Origin of the sequence: Paraburkholderia sp. CNPSo 3272 (assembly GCF_024206495.1) — a bacterium.
Lineage (GTDB): Bacteria > Pseudomonadota > Gammaproteobacteria > Burkholderiales > Burkholderiaceae > Paraburkholderia.
The window spans coordinates 15,880-32,556 of record NZ_JAMBPQ010000001.1; the positions used below are offsets into that span (position 1 = coordinate 15,880).

Here is a 16,677-nt window from a genome sequence, read left to right on the forward strand (position 1 = left end):
GAATCACGCTGCCCCGCCTCTCGTCCTCGCAAACGCCGCAAACCACGCGAGACTTTCCGGATTGGCCATGGTGTCCGGATTGGCCACCTTATCGAGCGGCTGCCCGAGCAGAAGCCGCTTGATCGGCACCTCCATCTTCTTGCCCGATAGCGTGCGCGGAACGGCCTGTACCTGGTGGATCTCATCGGGCACATGGCGCGCCGAGAGCGCCTCGCGCACGCGCGCGCGAATGCGCTGTGCGAGCGCGTCGCTCAAATCGACACCGGGGCGCAACACCACGAAGAGCGGCATCGACGAGCTGCGCCCCAGGTACTCCAGATCGACCACGAGGCTGTCGAGCACCTCGGGCACAGACTCCACCGCGCGATACAGCTCGCTCGTGCCCATGCGGATGCCGTGGCGGTTGATGGTGGCGTCCGAGCGTCCGTAGATGACCGCGCCGCCGCGGGCCGTGACGCGCAGCCAGTCGCCGTGGCGCCAGATCCCAGGAAACATGTCGAAGTAGCTTTCCCGGTAGCGCCGGTTCGCTTCGTCGCGCCAGAAGTAAAGCGGCATCGAAGGCATGGGCGCGGTGCACACGAGTTCGCCGACCTCGTCGATGCGCGCGTGCCCGGCTTCATCGAATGCCTCGACGCGCGCGCCAAGGCACCGGCACTGCATTTCGCCGAGATAGACCGGCAAGATCGGCACGCCGGCGAGAAAGCAGCCCGCGAAGTCGGTGCCACCCGAAATCGCGTCGATCCAGACCGGTCCCACCCGCTCGAGTATCCACGCATACGCTTCGGGCGGCAGCGGGGAGCCGGTCGAGCCGACCGCGCGCAGGCGCGAGAGATCGGCCGCCGCGCGCGGCTCGACACCGGCCTTCAGGCACCCCTGGAAATACGCCGCCCCCGCGCCGAAGAACGTGACGCCCGTCTCGCCCACGAAGCGCCACAGCGCCTGCGCGTCGGGATACGTCGGGCTGCCGTCGTAAAGGCAGAGGGTCGCGCCCGCGAGCAGGCCGCCCACCTGGCAGTTCCACATGATCCAGTTCGTGCTGGCGTACCAGTGGAAACGGTCGCCAGGGCTCAGGTCGAGATGCAGCGCCGTGAGCTTCACGTGCTCCACCACGATGCCGCCATGCGAATGCACGATGGCCTTGGGCATGCCCGTCGTGCCCGACGAATAGACGATCCACAGCGGATGATCGAACGGCACGTGTTCGATCTGCAGCGGGACGTTGCCAGCGATGGCGTCGCGCCATGCCGTGGCCTGCGGGTACGCCTTCGCGTCGGCAGCCGGGTCGAGCTGAGGGACGAACACGAGGTGCGCCGCGCTCGGTAGTTCGCGCAGCAGATGGTGAATGAGCTCGCGCCGGTCGTGCGGCTTGCCGCCGTAGCGGTAGCCGTCCACGGCGAACAGCACCTTCGGTTCGATCTGCCGGAAGCGGTCGAGTACCGCGAGCGGCCCCATGTCGGGTGAGCACACGGACCAGATCGCGCCCACGCTCGCCGTGGCGAGAAATGCCACGACGGTTTCGGGCGTGTTCGGCATAAAGGCCGCCACGCGGTCGCCGCGCGCAACGCCCATGCGTCGCAGCGTGGCCGCGCAAGCCGCGACCTGGCGGCGCAGCTCCGCCCAGCTCAATTCTCGCGTGCGCCCCGCCATGGGGCCACTCTCGCTGCGTGAAACGATCGCCGGCCGCGTGTCGCTCGCGAGCTGAAAGGCCCGCTCGACGTAGTTCAATTCGACACCGGGAAACCAGCGTGCGCCGGGCATCGCCGCATCGGCGAGCGCCACGCCGCGCGGCTCGCGCGAGGGAATCTGAGCCCAGTCCCAGAGCGCGCACCAGAAAGCGTCGATGTCCTCGACGGACCAGCGCCAAAGCGCGTCGTAGTCGTCGAACGCGAGACCGCGCGTCTCGCCGAGCCATTTCATGAACCGGGTGATGCGCGCTGATTCGACCTGCTCTCGCGCCGGCGTCCAGGCCGGAGCGGATGCGGAAACGGTTTCGTTCATCTCGTTGCGTTGGCTCGTGCGGATTCGGTTGACCTGATGGTGCCGGAGCCGGTGCGCCTCGGACAATTCAGGGAAACCAGTGGAAGGTTTCCAATCGCGTTTTGCCGACGACTATGTCCGTTAACGTCGCGCGCAATGACCTGTCACGTTGTGATCATTTCCAATATTTCGAATAAAGGCGGTAATTGAACACTTACGCGCGATCAATATATTGCTTCCCGATTTAATCTAAGATAAGTCGAAATTCACATGCCGGTTGTCCTGGACAATAGATCGAACCGTTAATTTACCTTGCGCCGCGCAATGCCTTTTTTACCGGAAAATTCCGGCATGCGGCCCATTCCCGTACGCAACAGGCATAAGGCCCGTCATAAAACTGCAATCCACTGACGCCTTTAATTTTCCCAATTCCCGCCGATTTGCGTCTCCCTATCGGACCAAGGTCTTATTGTCATTTTACGCGCGCCCTATCAGATTGAGCGCGTAGCGGCACGGGTTCCGCTCTCGCGGCATGCGATCCGCGCTGCAGATTCAGGCACAAGCATGTTGATGGGCTCGCGCGCAGCGCGAGATCTGCAACCCAGCCGGCTCGTACAGGAGATCGCGCATGTCCGAATCGACGTCTACGCCTCACCCCGCTGCCAAGCCCGATAGCGCCGCCACCCCAGCCTCTGTCAACAAGCTGCGCCTCGGTGCGCTCACCGCCCTCGTCGTGGGCTCGATGGTGGGCGGCGGTATCTTTTCCCTGCCGCAAAACATGGCGGCCAGCGCCGACGCTGGTGCGGTGCTGATCGGCTGGGCGATCACCGCGGTCGGCATGCTCATGCTGGCGTTCGTGTTCCAGTCGCTGGCTATCCGCAAGCCCGAACTCGACGGCGGCGTCTACGCCTTCGCGAAAGCCGGCTTCGGCGACTACATGGGCTTCGGCTCGGCCTGGGGCTACTGGATCAGCGCGTGGCTCGGCAACGTCGGCTACTTCGTTCTCCTGTTCAGCACACTCGGCTACTTCTTCCCGGTGTTCGGCGAGGGCAACACGCCGATCTCCATCATCTGCGCCTCGGTGCTGCTCTGGGCGCTGCACTTTCTCGTGCTGCGGGGCATCAAGGAAGCCGCGATCGTCAACCAGATCACCACTGTCGCGAAGCTGGTGCCGCTGTGCCTCTTCATCATCATCTGCGTGTTTGCGTTCCGCTCCAGCACCTTCACGGCCGACTTCTGGGGACAAATGAATCCCAAGCTCGGCAGCGTGACGAACCAGGTCCGCAACATGATGCTCGTGACGGTGTGGGTGTTCATCGGCATTGAAGGCGCGAGCATTTTCTCTGCGCGCGCGGAAAAGCGCAGTGATGTCGGCAAGGCCACGGTGATCGGTTTCGTCGGTGTGCTGCTCCTGCTCGTACTCGTGAACATCCTTTCGCTCGGTGTGCTCACGCAGCCGAAGCTCGCGGCCCTGCAGAACCCCTCGATGGCGGGCGTGCTCGAAAACGTGGTCGGCCACTGGGGCGCGATTCTGATCAGCGTCGGGCTCGTCGTGTCGCTCGCGGGCGCACTGCTCTCGTGGGTGCTGCTGTGCGCCGAAATCATCTTTTCGGCCGCGCGCGACCACACGATGCCAAACTTCCTGCGCAAGGAAAACGCGAAACACGTGCCGGCGAACGCGCTGTGGCTCACGAACGGCATGGTGCAGATCTTCCTCGTCATCACGCTGTTCTCGAAGGGCACGTATCTCTCGCTCATCTATCTCGCGACCTCGATGATCCTGCTGCCCTACTTCTGGTCGGCAGCCTACGCGTTCCTGCTCGCGCTACGCGGCGAAACGTATGAATCGGACAGCGGCGAGCGCAACAAGGACCTCGTCATCGCGGGAATTGCCGTGATTTACGCGGTCTGGCTGATTTACGCCGGCGGGCTCAAATACGTGCTGCTCTCCGCGTTGCTCTACGCGCCGGGCATCGTGCTGTTCGCACGCGCGAAACGCGAGGTCGGCCAGCCCGTGTTCACCAACATCGAGAAGTTCGTTTTCGCCGCTGTGCTGATTGGCGCATTGCTGGCGGCTTTCGGCCTGTACAAGGGCTTTCTCACCCTCTGATTCGAGGAGTCTCATGATGAGTACGGACACTGTCGCCTTCGGCGTCAATTCCGAGGCAGGCAAGCTGCGCAAGGTCATGGTGTGCGCGCCGGGTCTCGCGCATCAACGCCTCACCCCCAGCAACTGCGACGAGCTGCTTTACGACGACGTGATCTGGGTCAGCCAGGCAAAGCGCGACCACTTCGACTTCGTGACGAAGATGCGCGAGCGCGGCGTGGAGGTCCTCGAAATGCACAATCTGCTCACGGAAACGGTGCGGCACGCCGAAGGGCTCAAGTACATCCTCGATCGCAAGGTTCGCCCCGAGACCGTGGGCGTGTCGCTCGCCGGCGAGGTGCGCAGCTGGCTCGAAGGGCTCGAGCCACGCAAAACCGCAGAATTCCTCATTGGCGGCGTGGTGGCCGAAGATATTCCGGATACCGAACAAAGCAAGATCCTCAAGGAATTTCGCCGTTATCTGGGCTATTCGAGCTTCGTGCTCGCGCCGCTGCCCAACAGCACCTTCACGCGCGACACCACCTGCTGGATCTACGGCGGCGTATCGCTGAACCCAATGTACTGGCCGGCGCGCCGGCAGGAAACGCTGCTCACCACGGCCATCTACCGCTATCACCCCGAGTTCGCGGGCAAGGACTTTCAGGTGTGGTACGGCGACCCCGACGAGGACCACGGCGCGGCAACGCTCGAAGGCGGCGATGTCATGCCGATCGGCAACGGGGTCGTGCTGATCGGCATGGGCGAGCGCACCAGCCGCCAGGCGATCGGCCGTCTCGCGCAGAACATATTCGCTAAGGGCGGCGCCGAGCGCATCGTCGTGGCGGGGCTGCCCAAGTCGCGCGCGGCAATGCACCTCGACACGGTGTTCAGCTTCTGCGACCGCGACCTCGTGACGATCTTCCCCGAAGTGGTCAACGAGATCGTGCCGTTCTCGATTCGCCCCGACGACAAGAGCCCGTCGAAGCTCGACCTGCGCCGCGAAGAAAAGCCCTTCGTGGACGTCGTGGCCGAAGCGCTGGGTTTGAAGAGCCTGCGCATCGTCGAGACCGGCGGCAACGCGTTCGCCGCCGAGCGCGAGCAATGGGACGACGGCAACAACGTGGTGTGCGTCGAGCCCGGCGTCGTGATCGGGTACGACCGCAACACCTATACGAATACGCTGCTGCGCAAGGCCGGCGTGGAGGTCATCACGATCACGGCGAGCGAACTGGGCCGCGGGCGCGGCGGCGGCCACTGCATGACTTGCCCGATCGTGCGCGACGCCGTCGATCTCTGAGCGTCGCCCGCTTACTCGCATTCCCACTGCATCCGCAACGGAGAAACGACATGGCTTTCAACCTGCGCAACCGCAGCCTGCTTAGTCTGATGCACCACAGCACCCGCGAGCTGCGTTATCTGCTCGACCTCTCGCGCGACTTAAAGCGCGCCAAGTACACGGGGACCGAGCAGCAGCACCTGAAGGGCGTCAACATTGCGCTGATCTTCGAAAAGACCTCCACGCGCACGCGCTGCGCGTTCGAAGTCGCTGCCTACGACCAGGGCGCGAACGTCACCTACATCGACCCGAACTCATCGCAGATCGGCCACAAGGAAAGCATGAAGGACACAGCGCGCGTGCTGGGCCGCATGTACGACGCGATCGAGTATCGCGGCTTCAGGCAGGAGATCGTCGAGGAACTGGCGAAGTTCGCGGGCGTGCCGGTGTTCAACGGTCTCACCGACGAATACCATCCCACGCAGATGCTCGCCGACGTGCTCACCATGCGCGAGCATTCGGACAAGCCGCTCACGCAGATCAGCTACGCGTATCTCGGCGACGCCCGCAACAACATGGGCAACTCGTTGCTGCTGATTGGCGCGAAGCTCGGCATGGACGTGCGCATCGCGGCGCCGAAGTCGCTCTGGCCGCACGACGATCTCGTGGCGGACTGCAAGAAGTTCGCCGAGGAAAGCGGTGCACGCATCCTGCTGACCGCGGACCCCAAGGCCGCCGTCAAGGACGTGGATTTCGTGCACACCGACGTGTGGGTCTCGATGGGCGAGCCCATGGAAGCGTGGGGCGAACGCATCAAGGCGCTGCTGCCCTATCAGGTGAACATGCCGCTCATGAAGGCGAGCGGCACGCCGCATACGCGCTTCATGCACTGCCTGCCCGCCTTCCACAATAGCGAGACGGTGATCGGCAAGCAGATCGCCGACAAGTATCCGGAGCTCAAGGGCGGCGTCGAGGTCACGGAGGAAGTGTTCGAGTCGCCGCTGAATCTGGCTTTCGAACAGGCGGAAAACCGCATGCACACGATCAAGGCGATTCTCGTTTCGACGCTCGCCGACATTTGAGCCCCACCGCTCGAGGGCGCGCCTGCGCCGCGCGGCCGGGTTGCTTACCCGGCAACGCGGTGCATGCGCCCCGCTTCACCGACACGCACCACCTTGGGAGTCAGACATGCGAATCGTGATTGCGCTTGGCGGCAACGCGCTGCTGCGTCGCGGCGAGCCGATGACGGCGGAGAACCAGCGCGAGAACGTGCGCCTCGCGGCCACTCAGATCGCGCAGATCGCGCAGGGCAACGAACTGGTGATCGCACATGGCAACGGGCCGCAGGTCGGCCTGCTCGCGCTTCAGGGCGAGGCCTACAAGGACGTGCCCGGCTATCCGCTCGACGTACTCGGCGCGCAGACCGAGGGCATGATCGGCTACATGATCGAGCAGGAACTCGGCAATCTCCTGCCGTACGAAGTGCCTTTCGCCACCATCCTCACCCAGGTCGAAGTGGACGCGAACGATCCGGCGTTCCGGCATCCGAGCAAGCCGATCGGGCCGGTCTACACGAAGGAGCAGGCGGAGAAGCTCGCCGCCGAGCGCGGCTGGGCCATCGCTCCGGACGGTGACAAGTTCCGCCGTGTCGTGGCGAGCCCGCGGCCGAAGCACATCTTCGAGATCCGCCCCGTGAAATGGCTGCTGGAGCGCGGCACGATCGTGATTTGCGCGGGCGGCGGCGGTATTCCGACGCTCTATGGCGAAGGCCACAAGCTGGGCGGCGTGGAGGCCGTGATCGACAAGGATCTGTGCTCGGCCCTTCTCGCGCAGGAGTTGGAGGCCGACGTGCTCATTATCGCCACCGATGTGAACGCCACGTACATCGACTGGAGCAAGCCGTCACAAAAGGCGATTGCGAGCGCGCATCCCGACGAACTCGAGAAGCTCGGTTTCGCGGCCGGATCGATGGGACCGAAGGTCATGGCGGCCGCGGAGTTCGCCCGCCACACCGGCAAGGATGCGGTGATCGGCGCGCTGGCCGATATCGTGGCGATTACCCAGGGCAAGGCGGGTACGCGCGTGAGCACGCAGCGGCCTGGCTTGATCTTCTACTGAGGCGGCCCTTTACGGTTCGAGGGCGGCCCAAACGGCGTCTGAAAATGCAGAGCGCGCACCGCAGTTGAGAAGCCGCGGTGCGCGCCCTGTTGTGTGTTTGCGTGGCCGCCTATTCCTCGCGTGCCGGCGGCATGACCTGAGCGCTGATGGTGTGCTCGCGCCAGAACAGATTGTTAATGCGGCCTTGCAATCTACGCAGCCCCTCCTCGCTCGCGGCGTGGAAGGTGAGCAGCGCGCCGGGACGACCGGCCCCCTCGATGCGCTGAATCGCGTCGTACGGCGGAAAACCGTAGCGCTCCAGAAATTCGTTGATTTCGGCGTCCGTGACGTGTTCGTCGATATTACCTAGCAGCAGCTCGGCCATGGTCTAACCTCTCGTGAGCGTTCAATCGTGATGATAGTGTGGTTTGATCCGGTGCGACGACAAGCTGCGCCGGATCGGACGCGATGCCGCTCAGTACCTCTCCTGCACGTAGCGGTAAGGATAGTCCGGCTCGCGGTAGCCTTGTGGCTTCTGGCGCTCGGGCAGCGTGACCTTCTCGCGCGGCAGCGTTTTATACGGAATGGTGTTCAAAATATGGCTGATAACGTTCAGACGCGCGCGCTTCTTGTCATCGGATCGGACAACGAACCATGGGGATTCGTGCGTATCCGTCATGTCGAACATCTCGTCGCGCGCGCGTGAATAGTCGTACCAGCGGCTATACGACAGGAGGTCCATGGGCGAAAGCTTCCAGATCTTGCGCGGGTCATTGATGCGCCCTTCGAGGCGGCGGGTCTGCTCTTTCTGGCTCACTTCGAGCCAGAACTTGATGAGGATCGTGCCCGAGTCGATGATGGCGCGTTCGATGAGCGGCACGCCGCGCAGGAATTCCGTTGCCTGTTCCGCCGTGCAAAAGCCCATCACGCGCTCCACGCCCGCACGGTTGTACCAGCTGCGGTCGAACACGACGATTTCGCCCGCAGCGGGCAGCAGCGGCAGGTAGCGCTGGAAGTACATTTGCGACTTCTCGCGCTCCGTGGGCGCAGGCAGCGCGAATACGCGAAACACGCGCGGGCTGACCCGCTCGGTAAGCGCCTTGATCGTGCCGCCCTTGCCTGCACCGTCGCGGCCTTCGAACAGGATGCATACCCTGAGGCGCTGCTGGACCACCCACTCCTGCAAACGAACGAGTTCGCCATGCAGGCGCTCCAGTTCCTTTTGATAGGCCTTTTCGCTGAGCTTTTCCGTCGGCATCTCTGCGCTCGCGGCCTTGACTTCCTCTTTCTTCGCCATTGAATCGCTCCCCGCTTCAGACGCCTCACACGAGGCATCTATCCACTATGGTGTGTGGACGAGGGGCGCGCAATAAGACTTTAGACTCAGGCACTGACCGTCTTGACCTCCGGCAAACACACTTGCCGTACTGGCGCGTCATTCGTGCGCGTAGTTGAACTCGGGCATGGCCTTGAGTTGGTCCTTGTCGACCTGCAGCACGATCTGTTTGCGGTCGATGCGCAGGTCGTTGAACGGCACGGCCACGAGATGCTTGCCCAGACCGAGGAAGCCGCCCACGGAGAGAATCGCGAACGCGCCCTGGTTAGGCGACTCGAGCACGATGTCGTCGATCGCCCCGATCTTGCTGCCGCTATTGTCGTAGACGTCGGAGCCTACGAGCTTCGAGGCGCGAAAGCCGGTGCCCGACTGCACCGTCGCCATGCGCTGCACGGCGATCGATTGCGGCGCGCCCTGCGCGAGCGCGGCAGACGGCACGCCCAGCGCACAGCCGAACGTGCACGCGAACGCGACGACGAGCGCAAAGGCGCGGCGGCAAGGCAGCTCACGCGTACTCAGCGGGCGATTCGATTGTGTCGTCATGGTATTCCCCTCTCCCTCGTGCGAATGCACGGCGAACACCGCGTGAATGCAAGCGCTGTGCCCGGGGCGCTCACCCCTGCGCGAGCCAGTGCTCGATCAGCGGCCCACGTTCGCCGTAAAGGGGATCGCTCGCCGGATATGGCAGCGCCTGCATGGCGCGCAACTCCGCCGGCGTGAGCGCGTCGCGGCGGATGTCCCACTGCTGCCCGCGCGGATAGCCGCCCGCCACCCGAAAGCCGCCGGCCAGCGACAGGAGGCAATGACCGGTGCCGGCCGGCAGCAGCAGCGCGTCCCCGGCATGCAGGCGCAGCACACGCCCGCCCGGGCCGCCAAGAATCAGTTCGGCGGTGCCGGCGAATACGCCCAGCACCTCATGCGCCGTGGAGTGGAAATGGTGATAGTCGAATACGCCGTCGAGCCATTGCACCGGCCAGCCGTTCGCCTCGAAGCGGTCGTTGAACGCGCGTGCCAGATCCTGCACGCCCGGCGCCAGCGCGCGCCGATAGACGATGACTGGAAGCCGGGCGTTGTTCGGCACCCAGCCGTGTGCGGCGAGGTGGAAAGTTTCGACGCCGCTTTCGCGTTGGGCCGGGCGGCTTTCGCGCAGATGGCGCGGAAGGTGAAAAGCGCGATTTTCGTGCATCGTCTTACTCCCTCGCATCGCTGCCGCCCGCCGCGGCCGACGCGCTCGCCGCGCCGTTTGTCGTTTCTTTTGCCGCGCCCTTTACAGGCTTTTTCGCGTGATGCGGTGTGTGTTTTGAGGAATGCGTCGTTCGCGCGGTCGGTGCGCCTGTGCTGGCGGGCACACCTTGCTCGACGCCCTGGGTCGGCGCGGGATAAACGCCGTTGGCCTTCGCCCCGCTCGATTCCGTGGCGGGCGCCGTGGTCGGCCGATCCGCGCCGGTGTTGTCCTGCGCGAGCGCCGCGCCGGTCCCTGCTCCTTCCAGGACGAGTGCCAGCGCCAGCGTGCCGGCCATGAAATCCTTCGTCGATGGGGTGTGGCTGATCATCGGTCCTCCTTCATCACGATGGGAGACGGGTGCGAGGACACCGCGACGTCGACGCGAGCTGACCGCGCAGGTCCCCTGCCCAATAAGGAGCAGCAACCCGCGTACCGGCCCCTGGCTTTCGCTGCAGGGCACGGCGTTTGCGACCATCCGGGCAAATCGATTCGCGCAGGCGGGGCCGAGGGGCTGCGGCGCCCTATCAGGGGCTCGCTTCGCATATCCCGGAGAGGTCTATGCATCCGACTATTGCGCTCAGTGCTCGTGTTCCCTGCGGTCCCGAGGCTCATCTGCCGACAGAGGAGCCTGAAAATCCGCATCGTACGCCACCTCCTGCGGTGCCGGACCCCGAGCCACCCCCCGTTCCGGAAGGCGATCCGCCGCCTGAAGCGCCACCCGAGCGGCTGCGCTAGCGCTCCCGAGCCACCATGATGCGGCAGCGCTCAGCCGGTGGCTCGGCATGATGCGTTCGCGCCGCATCGCCTCTCTTCTTTTGCGCCGAGACGCGGTCTGCTCAACGCGAAGCGCCAACGCCGCGCACGGCTCCAGTGACGCCGCCCGTCCCCATTTCTCTCACCGCATCATGGCCCGCATCGAGCTCAATTTTCCCGAAGACCAGTTCTATTACTCGACGCACCTCACGGTGCGCGTCACCGACATCAATTCCGCTAATCATCTCGCCAACGATTCGATGATCTCGATGATTTCCGAGGCGCGCGCGCGTTTTCTCTTCGACGCGGGCATCGAGGACATGAAGGACGCGCACACGAGCATCATCGTTACCGACCTCGCCACGACCTATCGCGCCGAAGCCTACGCGCGCGACGCGCTGTGCTTCGAAGTGGGCATCATGGATTTCAACAGGTACGGCGGCGACATCATCTTCCGCATCATGCGGCCGGCCGATGGCGCGCTCATCGCCATGGCGAAATCGGGCTTCGTGTTCTTCGACTACGAAGCGAAAAAGGTCGTGCCGATGCCGCAGGCCTTCCGCGACAAGTTTCCGCAGGTCAATACGCTCGGCTAAGTCGCGGTTCGCTCCGGGCGGCCAATGGCAGGGGCGCCCATGGTCACGCAAGGGGCGAGGCCGCCTGCGCGATCCTGGCAACGTCCCGCTCAATGCCCTACAGCTGGACTCAGGGCCGCTCTCCACGGGCCAGCCGCGCTTCAATCTCGTTCACGACGGGCAGCAGGTCGGCGACGCTGTCGATCACATAGTGCGCGCCCGCCGCACGCAGGCGTTCCGCGGCCGCGGCGCGGCGGCGCGCGAATTCTTCGGGCGCCAGCGCGCGGACTTCTTCCTCGGTCAAGCCGAATGCGTTGCCGCTCACTGCGACACCCACCGCCCACGTCCCGCCATTAATGCCCTCCTCGATGCCGACTTCGGTGTCGTCCACCTTGATCGCGTCGCGCGCGAGCCAAACGCCGAGCTGCGGCAGCGTGCGGTAAATCATGTACGGCGAAGGCCGGCCCTCGGGCGTGTCGCCCGTGCAGACAATGCTGTCCGGATCGAAACCCTGCGCCTTCGCGCCCGGCACGATCTGGTCGATGATCTCGCGCGTGTAGCCCGTGGTCGAGCCGATGCGTACGCCATCGGCCCGAAGCGCGGCAGTCACGGACGCCACGCCCGGGATCACGTCGCTGTACTGCGCGGCCACCGCGACGTTCTTCGGCACGAAGACGTCGTACACGGCGTCGATATCGGCTTCGCCCGGCGCGTGGCCGTAGTGCGCTTGCCATGCCGCCGCGATGCGCGGCAGCGCCATCAGCGCCGCGATGTGCGGACGCTTGGCCATGCCCATCGGGCCTCGCGCCTCCTCGATCGTGATCGGCACGCCGAATTGCTCGAAGGTCTCGACGAAGGCGCCCATTGGCGCGCGCGAGCCGTAGTCGACCACGGTGCCGGCCCAGTCGAAGATCACTGCCTTGACGTGTTTCATTGAATGCGTCCTGCTAAAAAATCGATGGTTTGGAGTCTTGACGATCTATGCGCATCAAGCGACAAGCGCTTCGCGTGCGCCGAGGTCGACCGGCGCGGGTGCAGCGCTTGCCACGCCGAGCGTGCGCAGCGCTTCGCCGCACGCAGCTACGACGCGGCGCATGACAGTCTCGTCGAGTGCGCCGATGCAGCCGATGCGAAAGCTCTCCACGCTCGTCAGCTTGCCCGGATAGATGATGAAACCCTGCGTCTTCATCAGTTCGTAGAAGCGCGCGAAGTCGAATGCGGGATCGGCCGGCGAAAAGAACGTGACGATGATGGGCGAGCGCCAGGCTTCGGTCAGCAGCGGCTCGAAACCGAGCCCGCCCATGCCTTCGACGAGCACGTCGCGGTTGCGCGCATAGCGCGCGAGACGCCCCGGCTGACCGCCTTCGAGCGCATGCAGGCGCAGCGCCTCGATGAACGCGGCCACCGCGTGCGTGGGCGGCGTGAAGCGCCACTGGCCGGTGCGGTTCATGACGTCCCACTGATCGTAGATATCGAGCGCGAGCGAGTGGCTCACGCCCTTTGCGTTATTCAGGACTGCTTTTTTCGCGATCACGAAGCCGAAGCCCGGCACGCCCTCGATGCACTTGTTGGCCGAGGAAACGAACGCGTCGCAGGGCAGCGTGCGCACGTCGAGCGGCACAGCGCCGAACGCGCTCATCGAGTCGACCAGGAGCCGGCGCCCCTGGCGGGCCGTCACGGCCGCGATTGCTTCGATCGGGTTCAGAATGCCCGAGCTGGTCTCGCAGTGCACGACGACGACGTGCGTGATGCCCGGGTTCGCGATCAGCAGCTGCTCGACGGCTTCGGCGCGCGGCGGCAGGTAGTCGCCGGTGTCGTGGACGGTGTGCTGGCGGCCCAGGTAGCGCAGCGTCGTGGCGATGCGCTTGCCGTATGCGCCGTTGGCGAGCACGAGCGCGTGGCCGTCGCGCGGCACGAAACTGCCGAGCATCGCCTCGACGCAATAGCTGCCGCTGCCCTGCAACGGCACGCAATCGTATTCACCCCGCTCGTCGCCCGCGATCCGCAGCAGCGCGGCGCGCAAGTGCGCGGTCATGGCACGGAAGTCGGCGTCCCACGAGCCCCAGTCGCGCTGCATCGCGGCCTTGGTCGAAGCCGCAGTGGTAAGCGGTCCGGGGGTCAGGAGATACGGCTCGGCGGGGATCGTCATGCGGGCTCCAGTGCGCGTCGGGACAGTCAATTCCGATACGGTAGCGCAGTGCTCACCATCGGTAAAATCGATATAATTGATGTCGGTATAAGCTGAGCTTATCGACGGTTTTCACCCTTGTCGCCGGAGTCCTTCGACATGCAATACGCACAGTTGCGTGCTTTTCACGCGGTCGCCGAGCACGGCGGGTTTTCACGCGCCGCGCAGGCACTCTCGCTCACGCAGCCGGCCGTGTCGGACCATGTGCGGCGGCTCGAACAGGATTTCGGGGTCAAACTGTTCGAGCGCGGGCCTCGCGGTGTCGAGCTCACGGAACTGGGGCGGCGACTCTTCGCGGTAACGCGTCAGATGGTGGGGTGCGAACGCGACGCGCGGCGGCTGCTCGAAGCGGCAGGCGCGCTCGAATCCGGCGAACTCGCCCTCGCCGCCGATGCGCCCGATCTCGCCATCAAGCTGATCGGCGCGTTCAGGCGGCGCTATCCGGGGGTCGTGATCAAGCTGTCGATCGCGAACGCGACCGAATGCATGCGCCGCGTTCTCGCGAGCGAGGCCGACGCCGCCATCACGGCCGCGCGCCAGGTGCACAGCCGGCTACAGGTGCGGGTGCTGCGCGAGGAACCGCTGGTCGCGGTCGTGCCCGCCGAGAGCCCCGCGGCGAAAAAGCGCCGTATGACTTACGAGGAACTCGTGTGCGAGCCCATGGTGTTTCGCGAAACGCATTCGGTTACGCAACAGTTGCTCGAAGCCGAACTCGTGCGTAAAGGACTGCAGGTCCAGCCCGTGCTCTACGTGGACGGCCGCGAGGCGCTGCAAACCGCGATAGCGCAGGGCGTGGGCGTGGGTGTGATCGCGCACGCGGAATTCGGCGAGTCGCGGCGCATTCGCATGCTGCCGCTCGTGGACTGCCAGGTGCGTATGGTCGAATCGCTCACGCGCCTCGCCGACACGTCCTCGTCGAATCTGCTCGACGCGCTCTTTGCCACTTCGCTCGATTGAGCGGCGGTGCGGCCGTCAGGACACCACGATAGCTGTGCCGACGGCGTGGAGCAGATCGCGCAGCGTTTCGGCCTGCTCCATGCGCGCGCCGTGGCGCAGGTGAATGCGCAGCGCCTGGCCCGCGATGCCGTCGACCGGGCGCGCGAGCCACAGCTCGACGGCGAGCCCGAGGCCGTCGGGCGCGTCGGGCACGACGGGTTCGACGACGCGCGGCTTGAAGGAGGCGGATTCGGACATGGCGAGACCTCGTCGGTGGCGGGAGCGACTTCATCGTAGCGAGGCGACACGCGCGCGCCAAACGAGAAATCCGCGTATGCAAATGAGGGCCGCCCCGCATTGGATCGCGCGCGCCGTGGCATGCGCGCCCGCTCGCGCAATGCGCCGCTTCGTGGAGGCCGGCGGGGTGCCTCTTTTACAGCAGCGTATGGCCGCGAGTGGCAAACTGAACGCATCGTTGCGCCGCCATTTGCCTGGCAACGAGATGGGAGGACCTCTTCATGGAACGCCCCTTTAGCGATCGCCGCGAGGCAGGCCGTTGGCTTGCCGGCCCGCTCTCGGCCTACGCGGGCAGACGCGACGTCATCGTGCTCGCGCTCCCGCGCGGCGGCGTGCCGGTAGCCTATGAAGTCGCGAAGGCGCTGCAGGTGCCGCTCGATGTCTTGCCCGTGTGCAAACTCGGCCTGCCGTGGCAGCCGGAGCTCGCCATGGGCGCGCTGTCGTCGAACGGCGCGCAGTACGTGGACAGCGCGCTCGTGCGCAGCGCCGGCGTGAGCGAAGCCCAGTTGCAGAGTGCCATGGCGCTCGCGCGCATCGAGCTTGGCCGGCGCGAGGCGCGCTATCGCGGCGAGCGTGCGCCGCTTGCGGTGGCGGGCCGTGTGGCGGTCGTCGTCGACGACGGCATGGCCACTGGCGCGTCGCTCAAGGCAGCGGCGCTCGCGCTCGCCACGCTGGGCCCCGCGCGCATCGTCGCGGCGCTGCCGGTCGCCCCCGCGGGCTCGCAGGACCGGCTCGGCGGGACCGTGGACGAATTCGTCTGTGCGCGTATGCCCGAGGCGTTCTACAGCGTCGGCCAGTTCTATCTCGACTTCGATCAGGTCAGCGACGACACCGTGCGCGACCTGTTGGCTCGAGCGGCGGCTGACGACGCGAACGGCGAGGTCTAGATCCGGGCCGCGCCGGTCGTGCCGCCGCTGCCACAGCCGCTGCCGTCGCGCCCTATCGCACCGGATTCGACGCCGCTTCACCCACCACCGTCTGCCAGGGCCGCACGCGCCAATGCTTCACGAGCCCCGAGAGCACATACGGGTCGGCGCGCGCGAACGCTTCGGCGGCGGCCGGGCTGTCGCCCTGGAAAAGCAGCAGCGCATTGTCGACGGGATCGGCAATCGCACCCGCTAGCAGCAGCTCGCCGCGCTCGACGGCGGCCCATGCAAGCTTCAGATGCGCGCTCCGGTGTTCGGTACGGCGTTCGAGGTAGTCGTCTGCGAGTTCGTACATCAAGAGGTAATGCATGGGCCTTCTCCGTATTGTTGCGGCCGCTTCGGATGGGGTCGACGGCCGATAGCGAACATTGTGCAGCAGCGCGCGCGTCAACCGAACCCATGGCTGCGTCGTTTTAATGGCGGCTTTGCCATAATGGCGGCGCGCGCGAGGCGCACCGGACTTTACGGCTGGCCGCACGTCAACTGAGAACGTCCAAAGTCAAGGGAGTGAACGATGAAAATGCAATCCGTCATTGCCGCAATCGTGCTGGGCGGCGTGCTGGCCGCGCCGGCGTTCGCACAGACCGCCGCACCCGCTTCGGCGCCGGCGGCGAACAGCCAGCAGAACAAGATGAAGGCATGCAATGCCCAGGCCGGCGAGAAGAAAGGCGACGATCGCAAGGCATTCATGAAGCAGTGCCTTTCGGCTGCCGGCGCGCCTGCTCCGACTATGACCCAGCAGGAGCGCATGAAGGCGTGCAACGCCCAGGCCGGCGACAAGAAGGGCGACGATCGCAAGGCATTCATGAAGACGTGCCTCTCGACGAAGAGCTGAGCGAAACGCGTTCGGGCACTTTCCCGCACCCGTTTGTACTCGCAGGATCCGCGCCGCAGCCTTTGCTGCGGCGCATTTTTTTGCGCCGGTTTTGTGCGTTGCAGCGCCGGCGTCTTCTGTTGTGCGAATCATTCGTCGACGTATGCGAGATCGTGCAGGTTTGCGCGGAT

General features: G+C 65.2%; 18 protein-coding genes. 8 read left to right on the forward strand and 10 right to left on the reverse strand.

What is annotated here, in order from left to right:
- Window positions 1-3: 3 nt before the first annotated feature.
- Window positions 4-1,998, reverse strand: a complete 1,995-nt coding sequence (locus tag M3I53_RS00060; RefSeq protein WP_254313972.1) for an acetoacetate--CoA ligase — start codon at window positions 1,996-1,998, stop codon at window positions 4-6.
- Between the two features lie 721 nt (window positions 1,999-2,719).
- Between M3I53_RS00060 and arcD the strand changes: the two genes are divergently transcribed.
- The 4 genes from arcD (at window position 2,720) to arcC (ending at window position 7,457) form a co-directional block, all read left to right on the forward strand.
- Entirely contained in the window at window positions 2,720-4,087 is a 1,368-nt protein-coding gene (gene arcD, locus M3I53_RS00065; RefSeq protein WP_254314365.1) for an arginine-ornithine antiporter, read from the forward strand.
- 13 nt (window positions 4,088-4,100) lie between these two features.
- The gene (gene arcA, locus M3I53_RS00070; protein ID WP_375542441.1) at window positions 4,101-5,360 is read left to right on the forward strand and encodes an arginine deiminase; all 1,260 of its coding nucleotides are present in this window, start codon (window positions 4,101-4,103) and stop codon (window positions 5,358-5,360) included.
- A gap of 50 nt (window positions 5,361-5,410) precedes the next feature.
- Window positions 5,411-6,421, forward strand: a complete 1,011-nt coding sequence (locus tag M3I53_RS00075; RefSeq protein ID WP_254313974.1) for an ornithine carbamoyltransferase — start codon at window positions 5,411-5,413, stop codon at window positions 6,419-6,421.
- A 106-nt stretch (window positions 6,422-6,527) separates the two neighbouring features.
- Window positions 6,528-7,457, forward strand: a complete 930-nt coding sequence (arcC, locus tag M3I53_RS00080) for a carbamate kinase (protein ID WP_254313975.1) — start codon at window positions 6,528-6,530, stop codon at window positions 7,455-7,457.
- A 109-nt stretch (window positions 7,458-7,566) separates the two neighbouring features.
- Here arcC and M3I53_RS00085 read toward each other — a convergent pair whose 3' ends face one another.
- The 5 genes from M3I53_RS00085 to M3I53_RS00105 all read right to left on the reverse strand — a co-directional run bounded on the left by M3I53_RS00085 (window position 7,567) and on the right by M3I53_RS00105 (window position 10,325).
- Complete coding sequence (locus tag M3I53_RS00085) at window positions 7,567-7,821, reverse strand: RNA-binding protein (protein WP_254313976.1); 255 nt, start codon at window positions 7,819-7,821, stop codon at window positions 7,567-7,569.
- Window positions 7,822-7,911: 90 nt separating this feature from the next.
- A complete protein-coding gene (ppk2, locus tag M3I53_RS00090; protein WP_254313977.1) occupies window positions 7,912-8,733 on the reverse strand; it encodes a polyphosphate kinase 2 in 822 nt (273 codons plus the stop codon).
- Between the two features lie 138 nt (window positions 8,734-8,871).
- Window positions 8,872-9,315, reverse strand: coding sequence for a PRC-barrel domain-containing protein (locus tag M3I53_RS00095; protein WP_254313979.1), 444 nt, complete (start codon window positions 9,313-9,315; stop codon window positions 8,872-8,874).
- 70 nt (window positions 9,316-9,385) lie between these two features.
- Window positions 9,386-9,958: a cupin domain-containing protein gene (locus M3I53_RS00100; protein ID WP_254313980.1), complete on the reverse strand. Its 573-nt coding sequence runs from the start codon at window positions 9,956-9,958 to the stop codon at window positions 9,386-9,388.
- Window positions 9,959-9,962: 4 nt separating this feature from the next.
- Entirely contained in the window at window positions 9,963-10,325 is a 363-nt protein-coding gene (locus M3I53_RS00105; protein ID WP_254313981.1) for a hypothetical protein, read from the reverse strand.
- 577 nt (window positions 10,326-10,902) lie between these two features.
- Between M3I53_RS00105 and M3I53_RS00110 the strand changes: the two genes are divergently transcribed.
- A complete protein-coding gene (locus M3I53_RS00110; RefSeq protein WP_254313982.1) occupies window positions 10,903-11,346 on the forward strand; it encodes a thioesterase family protein in 444 nt (147 codons plus the stop codon).
- Between the two features lie 109 nt (window positions 11,347-11,455).
- Here the strand turns inward: M3I53_RS00110 and phnX are convergent, their stop codons facing one another.
- Both phnX and M3I53_RS00120 read right to left on the reverse strand, forming a co-directional pair.
- On the reverse strand, window positions 11,456-12,259 hold the full coding sequence (gene phnX, locus M3I53_RS00115; RefSeq protein ID WP_254313983.1) for a phosphonoacetaldehyde hydrolase: 804 nt from the start codon (window positions 12,257-12,259) through the stop codon (window positions 11,456-11,458).
- Between the two features lie 54 nt (window positions 12,260-12,313).
- A complete protein-coding gene (locus M3I53_RS00120; RefSeq protein WP_254313984.1) occupies window positions 12,314-13,474 on the reverse strand; it encodes a 2-aminoethylphosphonate--pyruvate transaminase in 1,161 nt (386 codons plus the stop codon).
- 138 nt (window positions 13,475-13,612) lie between these two features.
- Between M3I53_RS00120 and M3I53_RS00125 the strand changes: the two genes are divergently transcribed.
- Window positions 13,613-14,470, forward strand: coding sequence for a LysR substrate-binding domain-containing protein (locus tag M3I53_RS00125; protein WP_254313985.1), 858 nt, complete (start codon window positions 13,613-13,615; stop codon window positions 14,468-14,470).
- 15 nt (window positions 14,471-14,485) lie between these two features.
- Here the strand turns inward: M3I53_RS00125 and M3I53_RS00130 are convergent, their stop codons facing one another.
- Window positions 14,486-14,707: a hypothetical protein gene (locus M3I53_RS00130; RefSeq protein WP_254313986.1), complete on the reverse strand. Its 222-nt coding sequence runs from the start codon at window positions 14,705-14,707 to the stop codon at window positions 14,486-14,488.
- Window positions 14,708-14,967: 260 nt separating this feature from the next.
- On the opposite strand from M3I53_RS00130, the gene M3I53_RS00135 reads away from it, so the two are divergent.
- Window positions 14,968-15,633 carry a phosphoribosyltransferase gene (locus M3I53_RS00135; protein WP_254313987.1) on the forward strand — a complete coding sequence of 222 codons (666 nt, stop codon included), beginning with the start codon at window positions 14,968-14,970 and terminating at the stop codon, window positions 15,631-15,633.
- 52 nt (window positions 15,634-15,685) lie between these two features.
- Here M3I53_RS00135 and M3I53_RS00140 read toward each other — a convergent pair whose 3' ends face one another.
- The gene (locus M3I53_RS00140; protein WP_254313988.1) at window positions 15,686-15,982 is read right to left on the reverse strand and encodes a YciI-like protein; all 297 of its coding nucleotides are present in this window, start codon (window positions 15,980-15,982) and stop codon (window positions 15,686-15,688) included.
- Between the two features lie 204 nt (window positions 15,983-16,186).
- Here M3I53_RS00140 and M3I53_RS00145 point away from each other — a divergent pair, with 204 nt between their 5' ends.
- Entirely contained in the window at window positions 16,187-16,507 is a 321-nt protein-coding gene (locus M3I53_RS00145) for a PsiF family protein (protein ID WP_254313989.1), read from the forward strand.
- The last annotated feature ends 170 nt before the right edge of the window (window positions 16,508-16,677 follow it).